At 64.5% G+C, this 23,620-nt stretch carries 17 protein-coding genes and 3 tRNA genes; 3 read left to right on the top strand and 17 right to left on the bottom strand.

Annotated features, from left to right (window positions below):
- Positions 1-44: 44 nt before the first annotated feature.
- From ACA027_RS18485 to pbpC, 4 genes are all read right to left on the bottom strand, one after another.
- Positions 45-548, bottom strand: coding sequence for an OmpA family protein (locus ACA027_RS18485; RefSeq protein WP_370679657.1), 504 nt, complete (start codon positions 546-548; stop codon positions 45-47).
- Positions 530-1,774, bottom strand: coding sequence for a diguanylate cyclase domain-containing protein (locus ACA027_RS18490; protein ID WP_370679658.1), 1,245 nt, complete (start codon positions 1,772-1,774; stop codon positions 530-532). Before ACA027_RS18490 ends, ACA027_RS18485 begins: the two co-directional genes overlap by 19 nt.
- Positions 1,774-2,301 carry a YfiR family protein gene (locus ACA027_RS18495; RefSeq protein WP_370679659.1) on the bottom strand — a complete coding sequence of 176 codons (528 nt, stop codon included), beginning with the start codon at positions 2,299-2,301 and terminating at the stop codon, positions 1,774-1,776. Before ACA027_RS18495 ends, ACA027_RS18490 begins: the two co-directional genes overlap by 1 nt.
- Before the next feature lie 191 nt (positions 2,302-2,492).
- Complete coding sequence (gene pbpC, locus ACA027_RS18500) at positions 2,493-4,709, bottom strand: penicillin-binding protein 1C (RefSeq protein ID WP_370682626.1); 2,217 nt, start codon at positions 4,707-4,709, stop codon at positions 2,493-2,495.
- 247 nt (positions 4,710-4,956) lie between these two features.
- Between pbpC and tenA the strand changes: the two genes are divergently transcribed.
- Positions 4,957-5,628 carry a thiaminase II gene (tenA, locus tag ACA027_RS18505; protein WP_370679660.1) on the top strand — a complete coding sequence of 224 codons (672 nt, stop codon included), beginning with the start codon at positions 4,957-4,959 and terminating at the stop codon, positions 5,626-5,628.
- A gap of 215 nt (positions 5,629-5,843) precedes the next feature.
- On the opposite strand, the gene ACA027_RS18510 is transcribed toward tenA, so the two are convergent.
- The 6 genes from ACA027_RS18510 to ACA027_RS18535 all read right to left on the bottom strand — a co-directional run bounded on the left by ACA027_RS18510 (position 5,844) and on the right by ACA027_RS18535 (position 11,898).
- Positions 5,844-6,704 carry an endonuclease/exonuclease/phosphatase family protein gene (locus tag ACA027_RS18510; protein ID WP_370682627.1) on the bottom strand — a complete coding sequence of 287 codons (861 nt, stop codon included), beginning with the start codon at positions 6,702-6,704 and terminating at the stop codon, positions 5,844-5,846.
- Positions 6,705-7,016: 312 nt separating this feature from the next.
- Positions 7,017-7,844 carry a carbohydrate ABC transporter permease gene (locus ACA027_RS18515; protein WP_370679661.1) on the bottom strand — a complete coding sequence of 276 codons (828 nt, stop codon included), beginning with the start codon at positions 7,842-7,844 and terminating at the stop codon, positions 7,017-7,019.
- Positions 7,841-8,740, bottom strand: coding sequence for a carbohydrate ABC transporter permease (locus ACA027_RS18520; protein ID WP_370679662.1), 900 nt, complete (start codon positions 8,738-8,740; stop codon positions 7,841-7,843). The genes ACA027_RS18515 and ACA027_RS18520 overlap by 4 nt, the downstream gene beginning before the upstream one ends.
- A gap of 144 nt (positions 8,741-8,884) precedes the next feature.
- The gene (locus ACA027_RS18525; RefSeq protein ID WP_370679663.1) at positions 8,885-10,180 is read right to left on the bottom strand and encodes an ABC transporter substrate-binding protein; all 1,296 of its coding nucleotides are present in this window, start codon (positions 10,178-10,180) and stop codon (positions 8,885-8,887) included.
- A gap of 99 nt (positions 10,181-10,279) precedes the next feature.
- The gene (locus ACA027_RS18530) at positions 10,280-11,311 is read right to left on the bottom strand and encodes an ABC transporter ATP-binding protein (protein ID WP_370679664.1); all 1,032 of its coding nucleotides are present in this window, start codon (positions 11,309-11,311) and stop codon (positions 10,280-10,282) included.
- Between the two features lie 188 nt (positions 11,312-11,499).
- Complete coding sequence (locus ACA027_RS18535; RefSeq protein ID WP_370679665.1) at positions 11,500-11,898, bottom strand: cupin domain-containing protein; 399 nt, start codon at positions 11,896-11,898, stop codon at positions 11,500-11,502.
- Positions 11,899-12,025: 127 nt separating this feature from the next.
- Between ACA027_RS18535 and ACA027_RS18540 the strand changes: the two genes are divergently transcribed.
- Positions 12,026-12,910 (top strand): helix-turn-helix domain-containing protein, encoded by an 885-nt coding sequence (locus ACA027_RS18540; protein WP_370679666.1) that lies wholly within the window; start codon positions 12,026-12,028, stop codon positions 12,908-12,910.
- 53 nt (positions 12,911-12,963) lie between these two features.
- Here the strand turns inward: ACA027_RS18540 and ACA027_RS18545 are convergent, their stop codons facing one another.
- Positions 12,964-13,266 carry a YciI-like protein gene (locus tag ACA027_RS18545; protein WP_370679667.1) on the bottom strand — a complete coding sequence of 101 codons (303 nt, stop codon included), beginning with the start codon at positions 13,264-13,266 and terminating at the stop codon, positions 12,964-12,966.
- 235 nt (positions 13,267-13,501) lie between these two features.
- Positions 13,502-19,429: an alpha-2-macroglobulin gene (locus ACA027_RS18550; RefSeq protein ID WP_370679668.1), complete on the bottom strand. Its 5,928-nt coding sequence runs from the start codon at positions 19,427-19,429 to the stop codon at positions 13,502-13,504.
- Positions 19,430-19,592: 163 nt separating this feature from the next.
- Between ACA027_RS18550 and ACA027_RS18555 the strand changes: the two genes are divergently transcribed.
- Positions 19,593-20,385 (top strand): IS5 family transposase gene (locus ACA027_RS18555; RefSeq protein ID WP_370678786.1). Its coding sequence is split into 2 segments (ribosomal slippage): positions 19,593-19,852 and positions 19,851-20,385, totalling 795 coding nucleotides; the frame shifts between segments, so codons are not numbered across the junction.
- 374 nt (positions 20,386-20,759) lie between these two features.
- Here ACA027_RS18555 and ACA027_RS18560 read toward each other — a convergent pair.
- From ACA027_RS18560 to ACA027_RS18580, 5 genes are all read right to left on the bottom strand, one after another.
- Positions 20,760-21,986 carry a multidrug effflux MFS transporter gene (locus tag ACA027_RS18560; protein WP_370679669.1) on the bottom strand — a complete coding sequence of 409 codons (1,227 nt, stop codon included), beginning with the start codon at positions 21,984-21,986 and terminating at the stop codon, positions 20,760-20,762.
- Positions 21,987-22,217: 231 nt separating this feature from the next.
- A tRNA-Lys gene (locus tag ACA027_RS18565) sits at positions 22,218-22,293 on the bottom strand.
- 73 nt (positions 22,294-22,366) lie between these two features.
- A tRNA-Lys gene (locus ACA027_RS18570) sits at positions 22,367-22,442 on the bottom strand.
- A 66-nt stretch (positions 22,443-22,508) separates the two neighbouring features.
- Positions 22,509-22,584, bottom strand: a tRNA-Lys gene (locus ACA027_RS18575).
- Between the two features lie 99 nt (positions 22,585-22,683).
- Positions 22,684-23,532 carry an NAD(P)-dependent oxidoreductase gene (locus tag ACA027_RS18580; RefSeq protein WP_370682628.1) on the bottom strand — a complete coding sequence of 283 codons (849 nt, stop codon included), beginning with the start codon at positions 23,530-23,532 and terminating at the stop codon, positions 22,684-22,686.
- Between the last annotated feature and the right edge of the window lie 88 nt (positions 23,533-23,620).

Raw genomic sequence — 23,620 nt, forward strand, 5'->3', positions numbered from 1 at the left:
TCGGCGGTTTGCACCAGGCTCAGCGCCTGGGCATATGCAGGCGCTCAACCACCCACGGCAGGAATGATGATGGCCACGCGCCGGTTCTCCTTGCGGGCATTCTGGCCCGATGCCATGGGCAGGGGCTTGGTATTGCCCCAGCCACGGGTGCTGACCTGGCTGGCGTTCATGCCCGCCTTGACCAGCTCTTCGGCCACCCGCTTGGCACGCCGCTCCGACAGCTTCTGGTTGTACGCCACCGTGCCCGTATCGTCCGTATGCCCTTCCACGCGCACGGTATAGAGGCCCACCTTCTGCAAGGCCTTGGCCAGCTGGTCCACGTAATCGGCCTGTCGGGGCTCGAGCTGGTCGGTGTCCACGGCAAACAGCAGCTTGGAAGGCATTTGCAGCGCCCAGTCGCCCTCCATGTCCTCAAAACCATAGCTCTGCAGCACCTGCAGCTGCTCGGCCGTCATACCCGGCTCCGGCTTCACCGGTGGGCTCTGGCAGGCCGCCAGAACCAGAGCCAAGCCACCCACCGCCACATACTTCACGAATCTGCGCCACATCCCCTATCCCCCCTCATTGACATTGATTGAAATCGCAAGCCTCCCGGATTGGCCTTTTGCTTGACCGCATACATGGCCGTGTCGGCGGCTTCCATCAAAGCCTCCATGCTCTGGCCATGCTCCGGGTACATGGCCATGCCAATGCTGATGGAGGGCTGGAGCACCAGGCCTCCATCGCAGGGCAGCGGCTTGCTCACGGCCGTCGCAATCTTGTGCAGCACATGTTGTACCGCAGCTTCCGAGCGCGGCTCCAGCAGCAGCACCACGAATTCATCGCCACCCAGGCGGGCCACCAGATCGGCATCCCGCACCTGGGCCTGAATGCGCTGGGCCACGGCGATGAGCAGCACATCGCCCATGCCATGGCCATAGGTGTCGTTGACTTCCTTGAAGCGGTTCAGATCCATGAACAGCACGGCCAACCGCCCCTGGGTCTGCCCGGCATGGCGCAGGGCAGACATCAGCCGCAGTTCGAAATACGCCCGGTTGAAAACGCCGGTCAGCGCATCGTGGCTGGCCTGGTGCTCCAACGCCATGTTCTCCTGCTGCAAATGCTGCTGGCGCGCCTCCAGCTCATCGAGCAAGGCGTTGAAGTGCTCGCCCAGCTCCTGCAGCTCATCGATATCGGCGCTGCGCACGCGCAGCCCCATGGCGCGGTCGCAGTGCACGGCCCGGGCCACACGGCCCAGCTCCTGCAGCGGCTGGACAATGTGGCGGTGCATGCGGCGCGAGACGATGTGCGCCACCACCATGCTGGCCGCCACGCACAGCCCCAGCGCCAGCAGGGCCCACAGCAAAAATCCCAGCAGGCCACGGCCGCTGCTCACCACGCCAATGCGGCCCACCACATGGCCATGGCTCAGCACATCCTGCTGCGCCACCTTCACACCCAGCACCCGCGCCAGCTGCGTGCCGCAGCGGCAGGGCAAGGCTTCCGGCGCCACCCACTGGGCAAATACCTGGCCCTGGGCATCCCACACCATGGCTTCGGCTACATCTTCGTTTTGCACCATGCGCTTCAGGGATTGCGCCGCATCGCCCTGGTCGCCAAAGATCAGCGCGGCCTCCACGTTGTAGAGCAGCGAACGCGCCATCAAATCCAGATTGTTCTGGGTGATGGTGCGCTGTGCCAGCAAGCCGGCAATCAGCAGCAGCACGCTGGCCACGGCCACGGCCGTGACGGCAATGCGCGTATGCGTACGGCGCAGGATCTGGCTCAAGCGCATCAGCCGCCCTCCTTGTGGCGCGCCAGGCTCAACACCCGGGGGTTCACACGGACACCGCTGCGCGCCATGGAGTCCAGGCTGAGCTCAAAACTCACGGGGGCCTTGGAAACATCCAGGCAGAACATGCCTCCCAACTGGCAGGCGCCAGCGTCTTCACTCAGGGTCAGCAGGGGCTGAGATTTGGGCCAAGCCGCCATCAGCTGCTGCCACTGGCCGCCGTGTAGCCGCCCCGCATAGACGGCGTGGCAGCCCTGCAAGGGCGCACTGCCTTCCAGCGCAATGCGCTTCACCTGTACCGTTCGCCCATCGGGCAGCTTGGTGCCAGCTTGCAGCGCTGCGGCATAAGGCGTTTCCCCCACCAGACACAGCTGCAAGGCTTCGGGCTGACCGGGCCAGCGTGCATAGCCCAAGATGCCCCACACCGTCTGGGTCAGCGATGCCACCGGCGCCCCCTGCGCTGCAGGCGTTTGGGCACCAGCTCCTGTGCTGCACAGTGCCAGCAGCACGCCTGCGGCAAGCAAGCGCATCCTGGCAGTCTGCAGCCGCAGCAAAGGTGAATTCATACATCCCGGCCCAAGTGAAAAAAACATTCTAGAAGCCCGCGCCCCTTCATGTCACGGGACAGCGCAGGCACTTTCCGGGTCTTGACATGGAACAGCTCTGTCACTCGGGTCTGCGCTGCCTTCGTTGCAGCACAGGGCCTTCCTGCCCGTGTTTGCTAGCGCACACCTGCGCCGCGCACCTCCAGCTGCACGCTATCCAGCACCTTGCCATCGGCCCCCAGCAACTCGATGCGGTGGCGCCCGGGCCAGGGCAGCCACTGGGCCTCGGGGCCCCGGCCCAGCTCACGGCGCGCGGCGGGCACGGTGTCTCCGGCCACACGCCAGCGCCACTGGCTGGATTCACGCTCCGTACTGGCGCGGGCACGCAACTGCACCCGCTGGCGGTTGGGCGGAATATCGGGGTCCAGAGCCAACACACTGCCACTCACGGGCTGGAGAATGCGCCCCGCGCCCACGGTGGCACTGCCTGGGCTGCTGCGTTCCATGCGGAACTCGGCCTGTGCCGTGCCGGGCAGAAACCATTCCTGGCGCGCGCTCTCCAGCGGCATGCCGGTGTGCGGATCACTGCCATAGCGCACGGCCTGTTGCACCAGGCCGGCCGGTGCCTGCGGTGCACGGCTGGCCTGGTTGGCATGCAAATGCCCCATGACTTCGGCCCATACCGGCGCTGCGCCACTGGCGCCGCTGACGCTGTGCATGGCCGCGCCGCTGGCATTACCCACCCACACCCCCACGGTGTAGCGCGCCGACCAGCCCACCACCCAGTTGTCGCGCATGTCCTTGCTGGTGCCGGTTTTCACGGCCGTCCAAAAGCGCGTGGCCAGCATGCTGTCCAGGCCAAACGTCATGGCACGCGCATTGCGGTCGGCCAGCATATCGCCCACGATAAAGGCCGCACCAGCATCCACGGCCTGCTGCGCGGCGGGCTGGGGGGTACTGCCCCAGCGCACGGGCTGCCAGCGTCCCTGGTTGGCCAGTGCGCGATAGGCATTGGTCAAATCCAGCAGCGTGACTTCGCTGCTGCCCAGGGCCAGGCTGTAGCCATAGTAACCACCGCTTTCGGGCAGGCGCAGGCCCAGGGCCTGCAGTTGCTCAAAGAATGCATCGGGCGTGACCATGACCAGGGTGCGCACCGCAGGCACATTCAGCGAGGCCCCCAGCGCCGTGCGTGCCGAGACCCAGCCCTTGAAGCTGCGGTCGTAGTTTTGCGGGATGTAAAGGCCGTTGGCCGTGCGAATCTGGGCCGATGAATCTTCGATCAACGAAGCTGCCGTCAGCCGCTTTTCGGCAATCGCCTGGGCATAGAGAAAAGGCTTGAGCGTGGAGCCGGGCTGGCGCCGCGCCAGCACACCATCGACCTCGGCCGCCTGGCTCAGGCTGCCCGACGAGCCCACCCAGGCCAGCACCTCACCACTGGCGTTGTCCAGTACCACCACGGCCCCGTCTTCTACATTGCGCCCCGACAGCTCGCGCAGATGCTGCTGCAAGCTGCGCAAGGCCAGACGCTGCACATCGGCACGCAAGCTGGTGCGCAGCTCGGCGGGCTTGCTTGGGTCGGGCACGCGCTGCAACCACTGGCGGGCAAAGTGCGGGGCATCGCCCTCGCTGGCCGGCCAGCGACGCTGCTGCAGCAATTGCCCCAGTTGCCACTCCAGCCCCTCGCAGTTTGGCTCTGCGCTCTCATTTTTGCTGTTTTTTGCAGCCTGGGCGCGCAGCATGTCGCGCCATACGCCGCAGGCGCGCTGGGCCACGCGCTGGGCACTGGCATTGGGCGCACGCACCAGGGCTGCGGCAATGGCGGCCTCTTGCAGGTCCAGCCCATGCGGTGCCTTGCCAAACAGGCTGCGTGCCAACGCGTCTATGCCCACAATCTCGCCGCGAAACGGCACCAGGTTCAGATAGGCCTCCAGAATCTGGTCCTTGCGCCAGCTGCGCTCCAGCCGCTGCGCCGCCACGGCCTGGCCCAGCTTCTGCGTCACGCTGCGGCCGCTGCCGCCCTGGCGCCAGTCCTCGTCCAGCAAACCCGCCAGCTGCATGGTGATGGTGCTGGCGCCGCGCGTGCGGGTGTTCCACAGATTGCCCCAGGCCGCGGCCGTGACGGCCGCCCAGTCCACGCCGCTGTGGGCATAAAAACGCTGGTCTTCGCTCAGCACCAGGGCCATGCGCAGCGCGGGCGAGATGTCGGTCAGCGGCGTCCAACTTCCGCGGCGCACCGTGGCGTCGGTGCGCAAACGCTGCAGGGGCTCACCCTCGCGCGAGAGCAGCCAGGTTTCCGAGGGGCGAAAGTCGCTGCGCACCTCCTGGTAGCTGGGCAAGGCCCAGGCGGCAGGCAGCAGGCCAACGGCCAGGCACAGGCGCAGCGCCCAACGCAGGCACCCCACTCGAAACAACGACAAAGACCCACGCACAGCAGCAGCCACGGACAACACCCACAAAAAACACCAGCCGCGGTTGTAGCAGAGCTGCAGCGGCTTTGCGCCGTGCATGGCCTCCGCAAAGCCCACCACAAAGCCCACAACCAGGGGGCCTATGCCCTGTTTTCCGCAACAGATGGGCGATGATGGGCGTTTGCCTGCGCACCCGCACCGGGTGTGCATCTGCCGACCGGAGAAAGAAAACATGAGCACGCCTTGCTTTACCGATGCTGCCTGGCAGCGCAACCTGCCCCTGTTCAATGCCACGCTGGCCCTGCCCTTCAACCGCGAACTGGCCGCCGGCACACTGTCGCGCGAGCGCTTTCAGCACTACATGATCCAGGACGCGCATTACCTGGTGGCCTTTGGCCGCAGCTTGGCCGTGGCCGCCGCCAAGGCCCATGACGCCGAGGGCGTGGTGCAGTTTGCCAAGGCTGCCGAAGAGGCCGTGGTGGTGGAGCGCGCCCTGCACGACGGATTCATGCGCGAATACGCGGTGAGCGCGGAGCAGTTTGAAGCCACACCGCTGTCCCCCGTCTGCCACCACTATGTGCACTATCTGCAGTCCATGGGCTGGAGCCGCAGCTACCCCGTGGCCCTGGCCGCGCTGCTGCCCTGCTTCTGGATCTACGCCGAAGTGGGCCGCGCCATCCTGGCCGAGGCACAGCCGAACAACCCTTACCAAAGCTGGGTGGACACCTATGCCGGCGAGGAATTCCACGCCCTGGTCGCCCGGGTGCGCACCACCATCGATGCGCTGGCGGCCCAGGCCGATGCGCGCACCTTGGAAGAGATGCACCAGGCGTATACCGATGCCGCACGACTCGAATGGATGTTCTGGGACAGTGCCTACCGACTCGGCCAATGGCCTTGCTAATTTGCTTTTAACTTGGCTTTTTTACCAGGTTGGGCGCTCCGTTTGGAGGCGCCCATACAGCGCTTCATGCTTTGTTGCGCGCCCTTGCCGTACATGCGTACTGTCTGCGGGCACACGCCGCGCCTGAAGCGCTGTTTGGGCGTTGTGGGTTGGGGTGCAAGGCCCGCTGCGCTGCATGGGCCCTCTCCGGCAAACCATCAGAAACCGTCCGACTTCTAGCCCAGGGTCACGCACACGGGCTGGTGGTCGGACAGCTGGGTGGCACTGTCCGTGTGCCAGCTGCGCACCTGACCCTGCAGGCTGTCGCTGACCAAGACGAAATCGCAGGCACCGGGCTCGGGGCCCCAGGTACGGTCGAACAGGCGAAAGGTGTCCGGCTGTTTTTTGCCAGGGTGCCGCAATGGCCAACAGTCGTGGAATACGGCTTCGCCCGGCCCGGCTGGTGCCACCAGTTGAGCGTATTCAGCCTCATGCGGCTCCAGGTTGAAGTCGCCGCAGAGCACGGCATGCTCGGTATGCACCGGCGTGGCATAGGGTGTGGCCACAGCGGCTGCACCGGGTTGGGCTGCACACTGCGCCAGCGCCTCGGCATGCAGGGCACGCAAGGCACGCACCTGCTCCTGGCGCTGCCTGGCACTGTGGTATTCCAGATGCGTGGTCATCACCCGCACCAGGCCCAATGCGGAGTCACACACCGTCACCACCAGGCAGCCGCGCGGCATGCTGACCACGCCGGCCTCGGCCCGCCAGGGCAGGCGGTGCTGGGCCACTTCGGCCACCGGCAAACGCGTGGCCACCAGATTGCCAAAGGCGCGGTGGCGGCCCTGGGCATCAAAGCCTTCGGTGGTAGCCGCGAAAAACACCTGCCAGCCCGGCAGCAGCGCACGCAGCTGCGCCACCTGGTCGCCCGGCCCGCCTTGCAGACCGCCATGGCCCACGGCGACTTCCTGCAAGCACAGCACATCCAAGCCACCGGCCTCGGCGCCCATGGCCAGCGCATGGGCCGCTATGCGCTCGGGGCTGACCACCGCATCCAGCCCGCAGCACCATTGCACATTCCAGCTCAGCAATTGCATGGGTTTTTCGCTGCGCGCTGCAGCGTCCTTGTTGGAGATTTTTGAATCAAATCGACCGCTCATTCAGCTGTAGCGCGCTACAGACGCTCCAGATACAGGAGCGGAATTCAACCATGTCGGCAGGAGCGGGCTCAGGCAGCGTAGCGGGCACCCAATCCCCTCCCACAACGGCCAGACCGCGCTTCAGGCTAGGCGCCTCGCCCGCAGACAGTACGCCTGTACGGCAAGGGCGAGCAACAACGCATGAAGCGCGGTATGGCCGCCTCAAAAAGAAGCCCCGCGAAGCCGCAAGGCTTCGCAAGTCCTTCCTTTTTATTTAATCCCAGCGCGCATAAAGCTTTGGACGAATTGGCGTTGGAAGAGGATAAAGGCCAGCAGCAGCGGCGCCGAAGTCATCAACGTGGCGGCGGTAATGGTGGACCAATCCACCCCCTGCTCCACGCTGGAAAAAACCTGCAGCCCCACGGTGAGCGGGCGCGACTCCACGCTGTTGGTGATGATCAGCGGCCAGAGAAAGTTGTTCCAGTGAAAGCTGACCGACACCAGCGCAAACGCGGTGTAGACCGGCTTGGCCAGCGGCACATAAACGCGCCACAGAATCTGCAGCGTACTGGCACCTTCCACCCGTGCGGCCTCGTCCAGCTCCTTGGGGATGCCCATAAAGGTCTGGCGCAACAAAAAGATGGCAAAGGCCGAGGCAAAGTACGGCAGGCCAATGGCGAACAAGGTATCCACCAAGCCGAGATTGGCCATGGTTTTGTAGTTCTCCACCAGCAAGATGTCCGGCATGATCATCAGCTGCACCAGCACCAGGGCAAAGGCAATGTGCTTGCCCCGGAATTCATAGCGTGCAAAGGCAAAAGCCGCCAGGGTGGACAGAATCATCTGCGCCACCAGGATGATGATCACCAGCAGCGTGGTGTTGAAAAAATAGCGCGCAAACGGCGCGGCTTCCCAGGCGTTGCGGAAGTTCTGCAGCGTCCACGGCGCGCTCAGGTCAAAGCGGATGGCGTAGTCGCTGGGGTGGAAAGCCGTCCACACCGCATAGGCCAGCGGCAGTATCCACAGCAGGGCCAGCACCCAGGCGGACAGGGTGTCCAACCAGCTGTGGCGGTAAATCACGGCAGGTGCTGCATTCATTTGTAGTGCACCTTTTTGTCTAGAACAAAGAACTGAAACAGCGCCACGCTGGCCAGCACCACCACCAGCACCACGGTGATGGCTGCGGCATAGGCCGTGTCCCAGAATTTGAAGCCCACCTCGTACAGGTGGTAGAGCAGCAGGCTGGTGGCGTTGTCCGGCCCGCCACGCGTCAAGATGAACACATGGTCCACCAGGCGGAAGGCGTTGACCACGGCATTCACCAGCACAAACAGCGTGGTGGGCATCAGCAGCGGCCATTGCACGCGGCGGAAGAAATACCAGCGCGATGCGCCTTCGATGGCCGCCGCCTCTTTCAGGCTGGGGTTGAGCGTCTGCAGCGCGGCCAGGTAGAAAATCATGAAGAAGCCGGCCTCCTTCCACACCGCCACCAAAGTCACGCAGGCCAGGGCCGTGCGCGGGTCACCCAGCCAGTTGTGCGAGGGCAGGCCCAGGGCGCCGGTCACCTGCTCCAGCAGGCCGTATTGCGGCGTGTAGAAAAACAGCCAGATATTGGCCACGGCAATCATGGGCAGCACCGTGGGCGTGAAATACGCCATGCGCACCCACATGCGCCCGGCGATGCGCTCGTTCACCCACAGCGCCATCAGCAGCGCCAGGCCAATGGATGCCGGAATCGTGGCCGCCGCAAACCACAGGTTGTTGCGCACAGCCTGCCAGAACACCGGGTCGTCCGCCATGACCTCGTAGTTCTCCAGCCCCACCCACACTGCGGCGCGCACGCCCTTGGGGGTGGAATAAAAGCTGTCGATCAAGGTGGCCACGGCCGGCCAGTGGGTGAAGGTCACCAGCAGCACCAGCGCAGGCAGCAGCAGCAACCAGGCGTGGATGCTGCGCTGGCCCGAACCGGCGATGGAGGAAGAAGAAGCACGCATTCCCAAAATTTCTCTGTTTGCCATCTCAAATCACCACCATCCAAGGTGGCAGCACAAGGTCTGAGACGAGGCGCCCAGCCGCAGGCAGTAGCAGCGCTACGGCAAGGCTGGGCAACGACATATCAGGCCTTGTGTTGACGCCGCTTACTTGTACGAACGCAGGATGCGGTCCGCTTCTCGCTGCGCATCCTTCATCGCCTGGGCCGACGTCTTGCTGCCATTCAATGCGGCCTGCACCGCATCGTTCAGCACCTTGGTCACGCGCTGGTTGTCGTGGGTGGAGAACTCGGCCACCGACACCGGCAGCTGGTCGCGGGCCACCAGAGCTTGCGGAAAGTCCTGGCCGTATTTTTTCAGCGCCGGCGTGTCATAGGCAGCGGGCGAGACGGCCACATAGCCGCTGTCCATGCTCCACTGCGCGGCGCGCTCGGGCTGGGTCACCCATTTGGCGAATTCAAAGGCAGCTTGCTGCTGCTCCTTGGCCGCCTTTTTGAAGATGTAGAAATTGCCGCCACCAGTGGGCGAGCCCTTGCGCACATTGCCAGCGATCTGGGCCACGCCAAAGTCAAACTTGGCATTGGCCTTGAGGTTGGTCAGATTGCCGGTGGTGGTGACGATGATGGCAGCCTTTTTCTCCATGAAGTCCTTGGGCGTGGTGCCCCACTCCACCACCCCCTTGGGGTGCACGCCCTGCTTGGTCAGATTCACCCAGAAGTCCAGCGCCTCGACCACCTTGGGGTTGTCGAACGTGACCTTGGTGCCGGCCTCGTTGGCCAGCAGCACGCCATTGGGCGTGGTCAGGGTCTGCAGCATCCAGTAGGCAAAACCGGTGGAGGGAATCTGGATGCCGTACTGCGTGACATTGCCATTGGCGTCCTTTTTGGTCAGCTTCTGGGCGGCCTCGCTCAGCTCCTTCCAGGTGGCGGGGGCCTTGTTCGGGTCCAGGCCTGCTTCCTTGAAGGCGTCCTTGTTGTAGTACATGACCACGGTGGAGCGCTGGAAGGGCACGCCCCAGGTCTTGCCCCCGGTCTGGCTGTTGGCCATGAAGGCGGGGTAAAAGCCCTTGAGCCAGGCCTTGTCGGCATCGGTCTTCACAAAGTCATCAATGGGGGCGATGGCGTCCTCATCAATCAGCGTGAACATATCGGTGGACAGCAGCACCGAGGTGGCAGGGGCCTTGCCGGACTTGTTGGCCGTCAGCGCCTTGACGATGGTTTCCTGGTAGGTGCCGGCGTAAATCGGCGTGATCTTGTATTGGGGATGGGCCTGATTGAACTCGGCCGCATAGCCATCAATCACCTTGGTGATGGGGCCACCCACGGCCACGGGGTAATAAAACGGTACTTCCAGCGGATTGGCAGCCTGGGCCACGGTGGCGCTCAGGCCCAGCATGGTGGCCGTGGTGGCGAGCATGGACTTCAAAAAGGTGTTGCGTTGCATGGGAACTCCAGGCGAGAGGGGAAAGAAACGAGAGGGGGAAATGGGCGAAAACGGGCAAGTGGGGGACAGAAAGCGCGGCCTGGCCCTTTGAACACGTTCTTAGGCCATGCGGCAGCCTTGCGCGTCAAAAAAATGCATGTCCTGCGGCAGCCAGGCCAGCGAGGCCGCAGCCCCTTGCGCGGCCTGCTGCTGGCCGGGCGCGCGCACCGCGAACTGCTCGCTGCCGATCTGGCAGCGCAGCACCACATCGGCGCCCAGGTATTCCTGCCCCACCACGGTGGCGGCCACGCCGTCGCGCCCGGCATCCACCCAGCGCACGGCTTCGGGCCGCAGGCCCAACCAGGCCGCACCGGCGGGCGCGGGCAGACGTATTTCGCTGCCGGCGATGGCATCACCCTGCAGCTGCAGCAAATTCATGGCCGGCGTGCCAATGAATTTTGCTGCGAAAGTGGTAGCAGGTTGTGCATACATGGTGCGCGGTGCAGCGCATTGCTCCACCTTACCCTGGTGCAGCAGCACCACCTGGTCGGCCATGCTCATGGCCTCGGCCTGGTCGTGGGTCACATAGACCACCGTGAGGCCCAGACGCTGCTGCAGCTCGCGCAGCTCGGCACGCATTTCCTGACGCAGCTGGGCGTCCAGATTGGACAGGGGCTCGTCCATCAAACACACATGGGCCTGGGCCACCAGCGCCCGACCCAGGGCCACGCGCTGCTGCTGACCACCCGAGAGCTGGCCGGGTTTGCGGTCCAGCAAATGGGTCAGGCCCAGCAGCTCGGCCGCCTCCTGCAGGCGCCGGCTGGCTTCCGCCTTGGGCACTTTGCGCACGGACAGGCCAAAGCCGATGTTCTCGCCCACGGAGAGATGGGGAAACAGGGCGTAGTTCTGAAACACCATGGCAATGCCGCGCTCTGCCGGTGGCAGATGGGTCACATCTTTTCCGCCGATGAGTACCCGGCCGGAACTGGCCGATTCCAGGCCGGCAATGATGCGCAAGGTGGTGGATTTGCCACAGCCCGAAGGGCCTAGCAGCACACAAAACGAGCCTGCAGGAATCTGCAGGTCCATCGCCCTCAGTGCCGTGGTGTTGCCCCAGGACTTGGCGATGGCTTCCAGTTGAATCGTCGACATGCAGCCAGTCTAGGCAATGCATGTGTCAAGGCCATGACGGGTAACTCCCTGTTGTCGGTCATGCACGTGACAGGGCCATGACAGGCAACACGCATGCACAGCTGTTGCGCTTTACCACAAGCACAAGCTCACAAAAACAGAGCTATCAGCGCAACAGGCATAAGCTTTACAGCCACTTCCCATGAAAATCAGGGCACTCGTGGATCATCGGCCCAGGAGATTTGTGCATCCCCCGAGATCGTCAACAGTTTGACGGGCTGGTGCGCCAGCTGCCGATGCCATAGACCTTGGGGCACGATGCAGACACTGCCTTGCCTCAGCATCGCTGTCTGCGGCCCAGCTTCTGTCAGCAACGTGAGTTCTACCTCCCCTTCCACGGCGTACAGCAGCTCATCCGTGTGGGGATGGTTTTCCCAAGGGGTCAATCCCACAAAGCTGCCGATGTAAAGCCCCCCAGTTCCGAAAGCGGTCTGCATGGGGAAAGCATCCACGTCCTGCGCTTCTGCCGCTCCCTGTGTGAGATTGGCCAGCGGAAGGGTATGGAGAATGGCGTTGACATCGAAAATGCGTAGAAGGTCTTGGGTCATGTCGTGCTCCTGAAGTGGAAAAACCCATGCTCAGCAAAAGCCTCCGACCTGTCTTGAAGAAATGTGACCTCGCCACGCAACGCAGGCTTGCAAAACCGTAGGCAATGAAAAGAAACTGCCCACGCTGATGGCCATCGGTTTTTTCAAGCAGCTCAACCACCAGGTATCTGCCATGCTGAACTGGATCGAAACCCCTGCCGGCCCTCTTCCTCCACCTGCGGCAGCTGTGAGCTTGCGCCGTCGGATTCCCCATGCCCTGCTCCGACACGCTGTGGTCGAAATCTCCGCCTACCAGGAAGGCGGCATGGTGCCGTTGCGGCAGGTTCAACCTGCACGGCTCGAAATCCCCTGGATCATCAGCTTTGGAGAGCCCTTCTTCGTCAAGATGGGCAAAGCGATACAGGCCTGCACCACGCCGGGGAGCTTTGTGGCCGGCCTCGTGGCCGGCCCTGCCGTGATCGATTCACAGGGCAAGAGCTCCTGCATCACGGTCAGCTTCACCCCTACCGGAGCCCGCCGTTTTTTTGCGCTGCCTCTGCACGAAATGACGGGATGCATGGTCACGCAGGAAGATCTGCTTGGAAACACAGGCGCCGCACTGCGCGAGCAGCTGAATTCCGAGGCCGATTGGGAGCGGCGCTTCGATATGGTGGAGCATTTTCTCGCCAGGCGTCTGCATCGCACAGAGGGGAGAGATGCCGCAACGGCGTGGGCCTTTGAGCGACTGCGGCAATCGCAGGGCAGGGGAAAAATAGAGGCTATTGCCCGTGAGATCGGCTGGAGCCGAAAGCATCTCGCCGTCAAATTCCGCGATGAGATAGGACTGACGCCCAAGACCGTTGCACAGATGGTGCGATTTCACTGCGTGCTCGCCCAGGCACGCCACCGGGCCGGCAGTTGGGCGGACCTTGCCTCAGCATGCGGCTATGCGGACCAGGTTCACATGGTGAGGGATTTCACCCGGTTCACAGGAGAAAGCCCGACGACTTGGTGGAAACGGCTGGCACCTTAGGCGCCCGTCAAGCCTCTGGCTCCCCATGGGTGAAGCGACGGCACAGCCCCCTCTCACGTCGGGCGGATCGGCGTCTTGGCGTCCTTGCCCACCACCGTGGTCCAGGGCTGGATCTCGTAGCGGGCGACCAGACCGTTCTGGTAGTAGGGGTCATCCTGCACAAAGGCTTCGATGGGCGCCGTGCTGGGCACGTCGAACACATAGACGGCGCGGTCTGGCGGGTCGCCCACCGCGCCGGCCAGCAGCAGCAGGCCCTGTGCCTGGGCCTGCCAGGCTTTGGCGATATGGACATTGCGGTAGGCGCCGCGACGCTCCAGGTAGTCGGCGGTGTAGTGGTAGGTCAGCAGATGGTGCATGGCAGTACCTCCAAAAGCTTGGTCCAGCAGATCCTGCCTTGGTGCAGCGACTCCAACAAGAGGATTTACGAAATGTCGTCGCGCCGTACAGATCCGCTCCAGCGGGCAGCGGCCAGGCCAGGAGCCGGCATAAGGCTTGGCCACAAAAAAACGCCGCAGCGGCAAAGCCGCGCGGCGCTGGTTCAAGGGCTGTGCTGCTGCCATCCATGGACAGCGGCAGCACAGTCTCGGCCCATCAGGGCTTGCCCTGGGTCACCTGCATGGTAGCGTTGGGCGCCTCACCAAACATTTCCGGGGCGTACAGCGCTTCGACCCGGGTGGGTGGCAGCGCAAACGTGCCGGCATTGTTCAGGCGCATGGTGTATTCCACCGCCGACTTGCCCTTGGGCAGGTAGGCGTAGTAGGCCCGGAAGCCGTCCTGCGCCCGCTCTTCAAAGGCGGGCCAGGCGCCTTCGGCCGGCTTCTGACCGACCACGGCGACTTCGGAGTCCCGGCCCAGGCCGCTGCCCAGGATGGTGGCGCCGGCCGGTATGGGGTCGTTGATTACGGCCCAGGTCATGTCGGCGCCAGCCTCCACTTCCAGCCGCACGCGCAGCACATCGCCGCGCTGGTAGCTACCGGCGCTGGCACCTTCACCCTGTTGCACCGCGGTGATGGTTTTGCGCACGGCATAGCCGGCGTTGAAGGCCTGCTTGCGAGGCACGGCGGCCAGCGATTGCAGCGTGACCCAGGGCTTGCCTGCGCCATGGTGGGTGATGCGCAGCTCGCCCTGGCGACGGTCACCCCAGGGCATGTAGATGCGCTGTGGCTGGGTCGGGTCTTGCTGCACGCCACCGGCCAGGACCGAGGTCAGTGCGTCCAGCGCGGCGCCGTCCTGCGCGGTGGCGGCCACGGCAGGCTGGGTCTGCACGTTCTTCCAGTCCACATTCACGGACTGGGCGCCCAGCACCGTGGTGGTGGTGCCATTGACCGGCGTGGACTCGAACTGGCGCGAGAACTGGCGCAGTGCCAGCCCACCCCAGACGTTGGCCGTGGTCGTGCCCCAGGCGCCGCCTTGCTGGCGGGCCAGCAGACCGGCCACCATGCGCGGCAGTTCCGCATGCCAGGAGCTGTCGCCCATGGCCAGCAGCAGCAGGCGTGCGGCATTGCTGTCGGTGTCCTGCATCAGCCACCACCAGCGGTCCTGGGCATCGGTGCTGAAGGCCAGCTGGCTGCCGTGGTAGCTCAATCGGCTGCGCAGCTGTTGCTGGGCTTCGGCCAGGCGCTCTTCGCGCTGGGGTACGTCCTGCACCTTGTGCAGCACGGTGATCCAGTCGATCAGCGTGTGCGTGGGCCATTGCACCGGCGTGATGTCGATGCTGCCCAGCATGCGGGCCTGGGCCTTGCCGCTCAATGCCAGGGCGGCAATGGCGGCCAGCTTGCGCTCTTGCAAGTCCTGGCGCGGGCTCCAGAACTTGCGCTGCAGACGCCCTTCGACAAAGGCGATCAGGCCGGACTCCATCTGGGCGCGCTGGGCGCCGGGGATGGCAAAGGCCGTATCCAGCTGGGCCGCAGCATGGGCCACGCTCAGCAGGTGGGCGGTGAGGCTGTCACTGCCCTGGGCGCGCTGGCCGTCCGATACCGGGAAGTACAGGGCCAGGCCGTCGCTGTCCAGGTAGGTGGGCAGGCTTTCCATGCTGCTGCGCCACAAATCGGCATTCTTCATGCCGATGGCGCGGCTGGTGGTCTGCTCCAGGCAGGTGTAGGGATAGCGTTCCCACCAGGCGCGCACGCCCGGCAGGCCATCCGGGCCACCGGCCAGTTGGGGGCTGAAGTTCAGGCGCAGGCCGCCGCGACCCGGCAGGGCATTGGCCGGCAAGCTGACCTGCTGGTTCCAGGGGCCGTCCAGCTGCTGCAGCACCGATTGCTGCACCGACAGCGGCACGGCCGCATCCACGCGCTGGCTGATCTTCAGCGTGTCGCTGGCACCGCTCTTCTTGTCCTTGGCCTGCACTTCCCACAGCAGTTGCTGGCTGCGGCTCTGGCCCAGGGCGGCGGGCACGGTTACCTCCCAGACCACCTCGCGCGATTCACCGGCAGGAATGTCCACGGTCTGGGCCTTGAGGTCCAGCCAGGTGGCACGTGGGCTCAACTCCACCTGCATGGCTGCGGTGGTGGTGTTGCGCAGCGTGAGCTGGGCGCGGAACTGGTCGCCCTCACGCACCAGCGGCGGCAGGCCGCTGACGATTTGCAGATCCTGCGTGGTGCGGATGGTGGCATCGCCGGTACCAAACCACTGCACGCCATCATCGGCCACGGCCGCAATGCGGAAGGCGGTGAGGGCATCGTTCAGCGGCACATCCACCGTGGCCTTGCCCTGGGCGTCCAGCACCACACGCGGGTTCCACAGCAGCAAGGTGTCCAGCAGCTCACGTGTGGGTGCGCGGCCACCGCCACCGCCGGCGGGTACGGCCTTTTTGCCATAGTGGCGGCGGCCGATGATTTCCATCTGCGCCGTGGCGGTCTGCACGCCCCAGCTGCGGCGCTGCCACATGGCGTCGCGCAGCTGCCAGCTGGCATTGGGCATCAGCTCCAGCAGGGCCTGGTCCACCGCGGCCAGGGCCACTTCGGCACCGGCTGCAGGCTTGCCATCGGGTCGCTTGACCTCGATGGTCACGCGGGCGGTTTCGCGGATGCGGTAGCTGTTCTTTTCCGGGGTCACGCTGACCTGCAGGGTCTGGCCCTTCTGGCCCACTTGCAGCTCAGCCATGCCCAGACGGTAGGCCGGCTTGGACAGATCGACCAGGGCCGTGGGTGCCACGTACTGCTTGCCGTCATGCCAGAAAGCCTGCCACCAGGCACGGGGGGTCTTGTAGCCCCAGGTGAAGAAGCTGTACCAGGGCACTTCGACCAGGCGGCCACGCAGCGCCATCACGCTGACGTAGACATTGGGGCCCCATTCCTTTTGGATGGGTACGTCCACCGTCGGGTTGTCGCCATGCAGCTCGACCACGCGGGCATCCAGAATGCCTTCGCGCTCCACCGTCACCAGGGCCGTGGCCTGGCGGAAGGGCATGCGCACCTGCAGGCGCGCGGTTTCGCCGGGCTCGTAGCTGCGCTTTTCGGGCAGCAAGTCCATGCGGTCATGGTCCTGGCCGCCAAACCACAGCTCGCCCTGGCGTGTGATCCACACGCTGGTGGCGGCCTGCACAGCATTGCCCTTGTCGTCCTTGGCAATGGCAATCAGCTCCACCTCGCCGGACTGCTCCAGCTTGGTGTTGCACAGCAGCAGGCCGCGGCTGTCGCTGCTGCCGCTGCAAACCTCACCCAGGTCTTTGCTGCTTTCGTGGTTGTCGTAGGTATAAAAGCCCCCCACCATGCGCTTGCGCGCCGACGTGGTGGTGTGCAGCACGGCCTTGACCGCCAGCGAGGCTCCGGCCTTGGGCTTGCCATCCAACCCCAGGGCCAGCGCCTGAAAGCGCAGTTGCTGACCGGCTGCGGCCCAACCTTCGGCGCGCACAGCGGCCACCACGGCCGAGGGCCACAGGGTGTGCGTGCTGCGCAGGGTCTGGATCTCGCCGTTCGGGTCGGCATAGGTGGCTTCCAGCACCAGGTCCTGGGCTTGCTCGGATGCGGGCAGCTTGTCGATCACTACCTGGCCCTGGCCTTGCTTGTCCAGCTTCAGCGGGGCACGGTCCAGCACGATGCGGTTGTGCTCGGTGGCTTCGCCACCGTCCTCACCTTCGCCGCCGCGCTGGGACTGGGGCGTGCCGAAGCTGTAGTCGTCCCAGCCGGGCAGGCTGGCGTAATGCGGACGCACCATGGCCGTGACCTGCACCGGCAGGCCAGCGGCGGCGCCACCGTTGACATAATCCAGGCGCACGCCCACTTCCAGCTTGGCCGGACGCACCAAGGGGCCCTTGGCCACCGGAGCCACCTGGCCTTGCAGCACGGGCAGGCGGAAGGCCTCCACACGGAAGCTGCCCGAGTCCATGGAACTGCCATCGGGCAGACGCAGCTCCACCATGTATTCACCCAGCTTGGCCGCGCGCGGCACGGCAAAGCTGCTTTCGGCGTTCTTGCCGCCGCTGGCCGTGGTGCGCCACTGCAGCGCCTGCTTGAACTGCTGACCGCTGCCCACATGGGTGATGACGGCCTCCTGCGGCCATTGCTTGGGCAGGCCCAGGCCAGCCAGCGTCTGGGTGCGCAGGAAATGCTTCATGGACACGGTTTCACCGGCACGCACCAGGGTGCGGTCCATCACCGTATGCGCCACCTGCTGGCGCTCGCCATACCAGGACACGGGCACGTTGAAGCGCCAGGGCTCTATGCCTTTTTGCCAATCGCTCCAGGTGAAAGCCATATCGGCCACACCGGCCTGGGTGGCGCGAGCGCTGATGAAGTAGGCGCCGCTGCCATGCTGGTCATCGCAGCGCGGTGCCTCATCGGGCAGCTGCGGCAAGCGCAACATGCCCTGGGCATCGGTGCGGCCCTGTGCCACGGACTTGCCACGGCAGTCGGAGACCTGGACCTGGGCGTCGGCCACGGACTTGCCCTTGTCCAGCGAAGTCACCCAGACCATGGAGCCTTCGCGGCCCAGCTTGAAGTGCACGGCCAGGTTGGTGACCAGGGTGGCGGTGCGCACATACATGGTGCGATTGTCGCCATAGCGCTCGTCCAGCAGGGCTTCGCCCAGACGGGGCGAGGCAATCTCGACCACATGAAAGCCCGTAGACAGCGGAATGCCCACCACCTCGAAGGGGCGTGGATCGTCCTTGCTGCCCTTGGGCAGCTGCAGGCGCTCGACACCGCTTTGGCCCTGCAGCAGGGAGAGCTGGCGCGTGGCGACATAGTGGCGCTGGTCTGCGTCGATCACCGGCGGCAGCGGGGACTTGAGATCGCTGCCCGCGCGTTTGCGGGACACCGAGCCCTCGTGGTAGCGGTGCACCTTGTCCAGCCAGCGGATGATGTCGGCGTCGCTTTGCGCCTTCAGCGTGCTGACCTGAGAGGCGGACAGATCCAGCTGCGGCTCCACCTTGCGCAGCGTGACGGGCAGCAGCGCCGGGCCGTCCGGCCCTTCAGCAAAGCGCTCCACGATGCCGAATGGTGCGGCCGCGAACTTGGCCAGCGGCGGCGTGTCACCCGTCTTGATGATCAGGGGGAACATGGAGGCATTGCGCAGCGGGCGGCCCGCGTCGTCGCGCAAATCCTTGGGCAGCTCCAGCTTGTAAGGCGTCAGCGGCTTGAGCCCGCCTTCAAAGCGCAGGCTGCGCACATCGCCGCCCTCGTTTTCCAGCACCGGCTTGAGGGTGTCGCCCCCGCCCACCAGGCGGATGCTTTCGGCCTGGGCACGCGGCACGGGCGCGGTGAAAGACAGGCGCATGGGGCGCACGGGCAGGCAGCCGGCCTGGGCGTTTTCGCGTTCGCAATGGGTTTCGGCGCTGAAGGCTTCGCGCACCGAGTAGTCAAAGCGCTTTTCCTCGCGGTTGGCCACGCCTTGCGGGCCGGCCACGCCCTTGCCATAGACCAGTTGCATGCTGCTGCCCGCGGTCAGGCGGCGGTTGCAGGCCAGCACGGCAAATTGGTCGGGCGATTTTTTCAGCAGTTCCTTGTCCCAGACCTGGGACTGCAGCAGGGCGTCGCGGTCCTTGCCCTCGATCCAGCGCACGGGAATGCGCTCGCCCACGTCTTCGGCCTGGCAATGCACATGCTCGCTCAGGCTTTTGCTTGTGGCCGCACCGCTGAGTTGCAGCACAAAGAACTGCTCCTCGTCGATGGACTGCCAGCTGCGCGGCCAGATTTGGCGCACAAAGGGGCCGGCCGTCTCGAATTGATAGCGTTTGCTGCTTGTCAGTGCTGCGCCTGCAAGCGATTTGAATGATTTTTTGGGCGTGACGGTGCAACGCGTGCCCGGGGGCAGCGGGCTGTTCCACTGCCAGACCCATTCACGGGCGTTGTTCCAGCGGCCGCTGCCACCGGGCAGCGCATCGGGGGTGCAGGCCATGTCGACCGGTGCCGGCCCCTCGGCCGAGCCCAATGCCACGGCGTCGGCATCCAGCCGGACCACCAGCTGGCGAATCTCCGCCACCTGCCCTTGCGGGGTGACGTTCTGTATATCCAATGCCTGGGCTTGCCCTGTCCACGCCACGGTGGCGGCTGCTGCCCATCCCAGCAAGTGCTTCATGCGGTCTCCTCTTGCGAAGCGACGAGCGTACCAAAGCATTGCGGGTGTTCAGCGTAGGAAAGCAAAGCATTGCAAGCAATGCCACTATCTTTTCCAGGCTGCGGCGGACCCTCACCCGCTTAGAACGTGTTCAAAGTCTCGCCAGATGTGAGAAGCTCGCAGGATGAGAAAAGGCTACCCCAGCGATATCAAGCGCGAGCAGTTCGAAGTGATCCGGCCAATGCTGGAGAGTGCGCGCAAAAGGACGGCCCCACGCAAGGTGGAGCTTTACGAGGTGTTCTGCGCCGTGCTGTATCTGCTGCGCACGGGCTGCCAGTGGCGAGCGCTGCCCAGCGACTTTCCCAAGTGGCGCACGGTGCATTCGTACTGGGCGATCTGGAGCGAGCCCCGCGAGGAAGGCAGCCTGCTGGAGCAGGCTTTAAAAAAATCAGGTTGGCGCGGCCCGCGAGAAACTGGGGCGCAACGCATGCAGCGCGTTCTTGATTGTGGACGCGCAGAGCGTGAAGAACACGGACACGGCGGGGCTGAAGGGCTATGACGCGGGCAAGAAGGTCTGTGGGATCAAGCGCCACATTGCGGTGGACACGCAGGGGCTGCCACATGCCATTGCGGTGACCACGGCCGAGGTAACGGACCGCAAAGGTGCCCTGCAGGCCCTGCAGCGCTGTAAGCGGACGTTGGGGCGAGTGCAAGGCGTGCTGTGCGACAGCGGCTACGTGGGCCAGCCCTTTGCGCAGGGCGTACAAGAGATTCTGGGCGAGCACGTGACGGTGCAAATCGCCAAGAGGAGCGAGATGCACAGCTTTAAGGTCATGCCCAAGCGCTGGGTAGTGGAGCGCAGCTTCGCCTGGCTGGAGAAGAACAGAAGGTTATGGAAAAACTGCGAGCGTTGGCTCAACACCAGCTTGCAGTTCGTCCATCTGGCGTTCTTGGGGCTCTTGCTCAGGAGACTTTGAACACGCTCTAAGCGCGCAGAGAGTTCTGCGCCAGGCCCTGTGTGCTGGGTGATGCAGGTTGCCCCGGCGCGGTAGCGCTGGGGTCGGGGATAGCAGGGGCGCATTCTTCGCCTACCTTCTTGTGCGAGCAAGAAGGTAGGTCGCCCGCCGGGGCGAGACCCGGCTTCGGAACATTACTTCACAACAGTGCCTGAGATAAGTACCTAATCAGGTAAAAAGCATTGAAAAGCAAGACAGCAAGCGCTATGGGTGCTCTGTTTTTGAGACTGGCTATGCAGCACGAAACCCATAAAAGGCGGCCGGAGTGGGCTGGAGAAGTCCGGCTGCGCTTTGGCTCTGCCCCAAATGATTCACACCAAGCCGCGAGGCTTTGCTTACTCTGCTGTGCGGCCGATTTCGGGCCAGCGGCGGTGCAGATAAATCCAGGAGCAAAGCCCTATCAACATCAGACCGCCAGAGGCCAGTGCCAGGGCGATGGCCGAATGCATCACCAACGGGGCCAGCACGCCGGCCACCACGCCGTTGGCGGTGGAGCCCACCACGGCCTGCAGCGAAGAAGCCATGCCTCGGCGCTGCGGGTACAGATCCAGCACCAGCAGGGTGACCACGGGCACCATCAGCGACCAGCCAAAGGCGTAAATGCCCACCGGCAGCAAGGCCCAGCCGGCATGGGCGGGGAACAGCAAATTGGCCACCACGTTGGCGATGGAGACCAGCGTCATGATCAGCAGGCCATGGCGAATCTGGCGCTTGGGCGCGATGCGCCCGGCCAGGCGGCCGCTGACCCAGGCACCACCCATGATGCCGCCAATGGTCAGCAAAAACAGCCAGAAAAACTGGGTGGGACCCAGACCTAGCAGATCACCCAGAAAAGCTGGTGACGACAGCACATAGAGGAAAAAGCCATTGAAGGGCACGCCGCTGGCCAGGGACAACAGCACAAAGCGTGGGTCCAGGCACAGCTGCTTGTAGCCCCGCATCAGGTGGCGCACATCAAAGGGCTGGCGCTGGGATGCGTGCAGCGACTCGGGCAGCTGGCGCCAGTTGACGATGAGCAGCAGCACGCCGATCAGGGTCAGTGCCCAGAAGATGCTGGCCCAGTCCAGGTGCACAAACAGCCAGCCACCCAGCATGGGGGCAATGGCCGGGGCCACGCCGAAGAAGATGGTGATCTGGCTCATCACCCGCTGGGCTTCGGTAGGGTGGAATAGGTCACGCACGATGGCGCGCGACACCACCACGCCTGCGCCGGTGGACAGGCCTTGCAGCGCGCGGAAGAACACCAGTTGGCCGATGCTGTCCGACAGCGCGCAGCCGGCCGAGGCCAGGGTGAACACGGCCAGGCCCCACAGAATCACGGGGCGGCGGCCAAAGCTGTCGGCCAGGGCTCCGTGGAACAGGTTCATGAAGGCAAAGCCGAACAGATAGGCCGACAGCGTTTGCTGCATCTGCACCGGCGTGGCGTCCAGTGCCTGGGCAATGCCGGTAAAGGCCGGCAAATAGGTGTCGATGGCAAAAGGCCCCAGCATGCCCAGCACGGCCAACAGCACGGCGAGGGTCCAGCGTGGGCCGCGCCACAGGGTATCGGCATGGGGGTGCATGGTGCGGGTTCCTTTGAACGAGGGGCAATGACTGCGCAATGCCACAGCGCTGTGCAGTGTGCCAGCTTAGGGTCGGGGTGCGCGCAGTAGGGGTGAGCGAAAAAGCACGCATGCAAGCCGGGCAGCGCCCAGCAAAAAGCCCACCGTGGACAGCCAGGGTGGGCGAAGAACATGTCGGCAATCTCTCTGCAGGCGTTCCGCGAGGAGATCGTTCACATGTCCTGAGAAAACTGGTGGGCCCTGAGTGATTCGAACACTCGACCAACGGATTAAGAGTCCGCTGCTCTACCAACTGAGCTAAGAGCCCTGGCGCAAGCGAGTGCTTGTGCAGGATGCCTGACCGATATGCACCGGAGGTGCTTCGGCAAAGCGAAAAAAACTGGTGGGCCCTGAGTGATTCGAACACTCGACCAACGGATTAAGAGTCCGCTGCTCTACCAACTGAGCTAAGAGCCCTTCCGAAAAGCCCTGAAAGCTTCCCGAAGGTGCCGGTCTGGCCAGGCAGCCAAGCCGGTGAAAAAGTGGTGGGCCCTGAGTGATTCGAACACTCGACCAACGGATTAAGAGTCCGCTGCTCTACCAACTGAGCTAAGAGCCCACTTCATTCGTATTCCGACTGCGTAGCACCCGGAAGCCCGCTATTATGCGCCAATTTTTTCCGACTGTCAGATTGCAGCCCCAAAAAAGGCAAAAAAACTCACTGCATGGCGTTGCGGCTGGCCAGTTCCACGAAGAGGCCGCTGTGGTCCAGCTCGTTGAGGCCATGCTCCACACCATCGGCGTAGAGCTGCTCGAACAGCTGGGTAATGGGTGCGTCAAAGCCGATTTCACTGGCCGTGGCCAGGGCATTGCGCATGTCCTTGAGCTGCACGCTCATCTTGGCGCGGGCGGCAAAGTCGCGCTCCACCATGCGCTGGCCATGCAACTGCAGGATGCGGCTGTCGGCAAAGCCGCCGGAGATGGCCTCGCGCACCTTGGCCATGTCGGCACCGCCCTTGGCGCACAGCAGCAAGGCCTCGGCCACGGCGCCAATGGTGATGCCCACAATCATCTGGTTGGCTGTTTTGGCCAGTTGGCCTGCGCCATGCGGGCCGACATGGGTGGCGCGGCCCAGCGGGGCAAAAAGCGGCTGGGCGCGGGCAAAGTCTTCGGCCTTGCCGCCGACCATGATGGCCAGGCTGCCGGCCTCGGCGCCCACGGTGCCGCCGGAGACGGGGGCGTCCAGGTGGCGCAGGCCGCGCTCGGCCAGGCGCGAGGCGTGGTCGCGTGCCTGGCGAGGCTGGATGGACGCCATGTCGATGAACAGGCCGCCGTCACGCATGCCATGCACCGCGCTTTCGCTGCCCATGCCGAACAGCACTTCACCGACCACACCGCCGTCCTGCAGCAGGCTGAGCACCATGTCGCTGCGCGCGGCTGCCGCACAAGGCGTGTCATGCACGATGGCTCCATGGGCCTGCAAGGCCTCGGCCTTGGCACGGGTGCGGTTCCACACCTGCACCTGGTGGCCGGCTTCGCACAGGCGGCGCACCACGGGGGCGCCCATCAGGCCGGTGCCCAGCACGGCGATGCGCAAAGAGGGTGGTGGGGTGGGGGTGGTCAATGCATGGTCTCCTAGGGCGGCTCTCGTCGGC

The organism is Comamonas sp. GB3 AK4-5, from assembly GCF_041320665.1.
Lineage (GTDB): Bacteria > Pseudomonadota > Gammaproteobacteria > Burkholderiales > Burkholderiaceae_C > Comamonas.

Coding starts and splice junctions, on each gene's coding strand:
- ACA027_RS18485 (WP_370679657.1), bottom strand. CDS start 548: ATGTGGCGCAGATTCGTGAAGTATGTGGCGGTGGGTGGCTTGGCTCTG.
- ACA027_RS18490 (WP_370679658.1), bottom strand. CDS start 1,774: ATGCGCTTGAGCCAGATCCTGCGCCGTACGCATACGCGCATTGCCGTC.
- ACA027_RS18495 (WP_370679659.1), bottom strand. CDS start 2,301: ATGCGCTTGCTTGCCGCAGGCGTGCTGCTGGCACTGTGCAGCACAGGA.
- tenA (WP_370679660.1), top strand. CDS start 4,957: ATGAGCACGCCTTGCTTTACCGATGCTGCCTGGCAGCGCAACCTGCCC.
- ACA027_RS18510 (WP_370682627.1), bottom strand. CDS start 6,704: ATGCAATTGCTGAGCTGGAATGTGCAATGGTGCTGCGGGCTGGATGCG.
- ACA027_RS18515 (WP_370679661.1), bottom strand. CDS start 7,844: ATGAATGCAGCACCTGCCGTGATTTACCGCCACAGCTGGTTGGACACC.
- ACA027_RS18520 (WP_370679662.1), bottom strand. CDS start 8,740: ATGCGTGCTTCTTCTTCCTCCATCGCCGGTTCGGGCCAGCGCAGCATC.
- ACA027_RS18525 (WP_370679663.1), bottom strand. CDS start 10,180: ATGCAACGCAACACCTTTTTGAAGTCCATGCTCGCCACCACGGCCACC.
- ACA027_RS18530 (WP_370679664.1), bottom strand. CDS start 11,311: ATGTCGACGATTCAACTGGAAGCCATCGCCAAGTCCTGGGGCAACACC.
- ACA027_RS18535 (WP_370679665.1), bottom strand. CDS start 11,898: ATGACCCAAGACCTTCTACGCATTTTCGATGTCAACGCCATTCTCCAT.
- ACA027_RS18540 (WP_370679666.1), top strand. CDS start 12,026: ATGGCCATCGGTTTTTTCAAGCAGCTCAACCACCAGGTATCTGCCATG.
- ACA027_RS18545 (WP_370679667.1), bottom strand. CDS start 13,266: ATGCACCATCTGCTGACCTACCACTACACCGCCGACTACCTGGAGCGT.
- ACA027_RS18550 (WP_370679668.1), bottom strand. CDS start 19,429: ATGAAGCACTTGCTGGGATGGGCAGCAGCCGCCACCGTGGCGTGGACA.
- ACA027_RS18560 (WP_370679669.1), bottom strand. CDS start 21,986: ATGCACCCCCATGCCGATACCCTGTGGCGCGGCCCACGCTGGACCCTC.
- ACA027_RS18580 (WP_370682628.1), bottom strand. CDS start 23,532: ATGGGCGCCCCCGTGGTGCGCCGCCTGTGCGAAGCCGGCCACCAGGTG.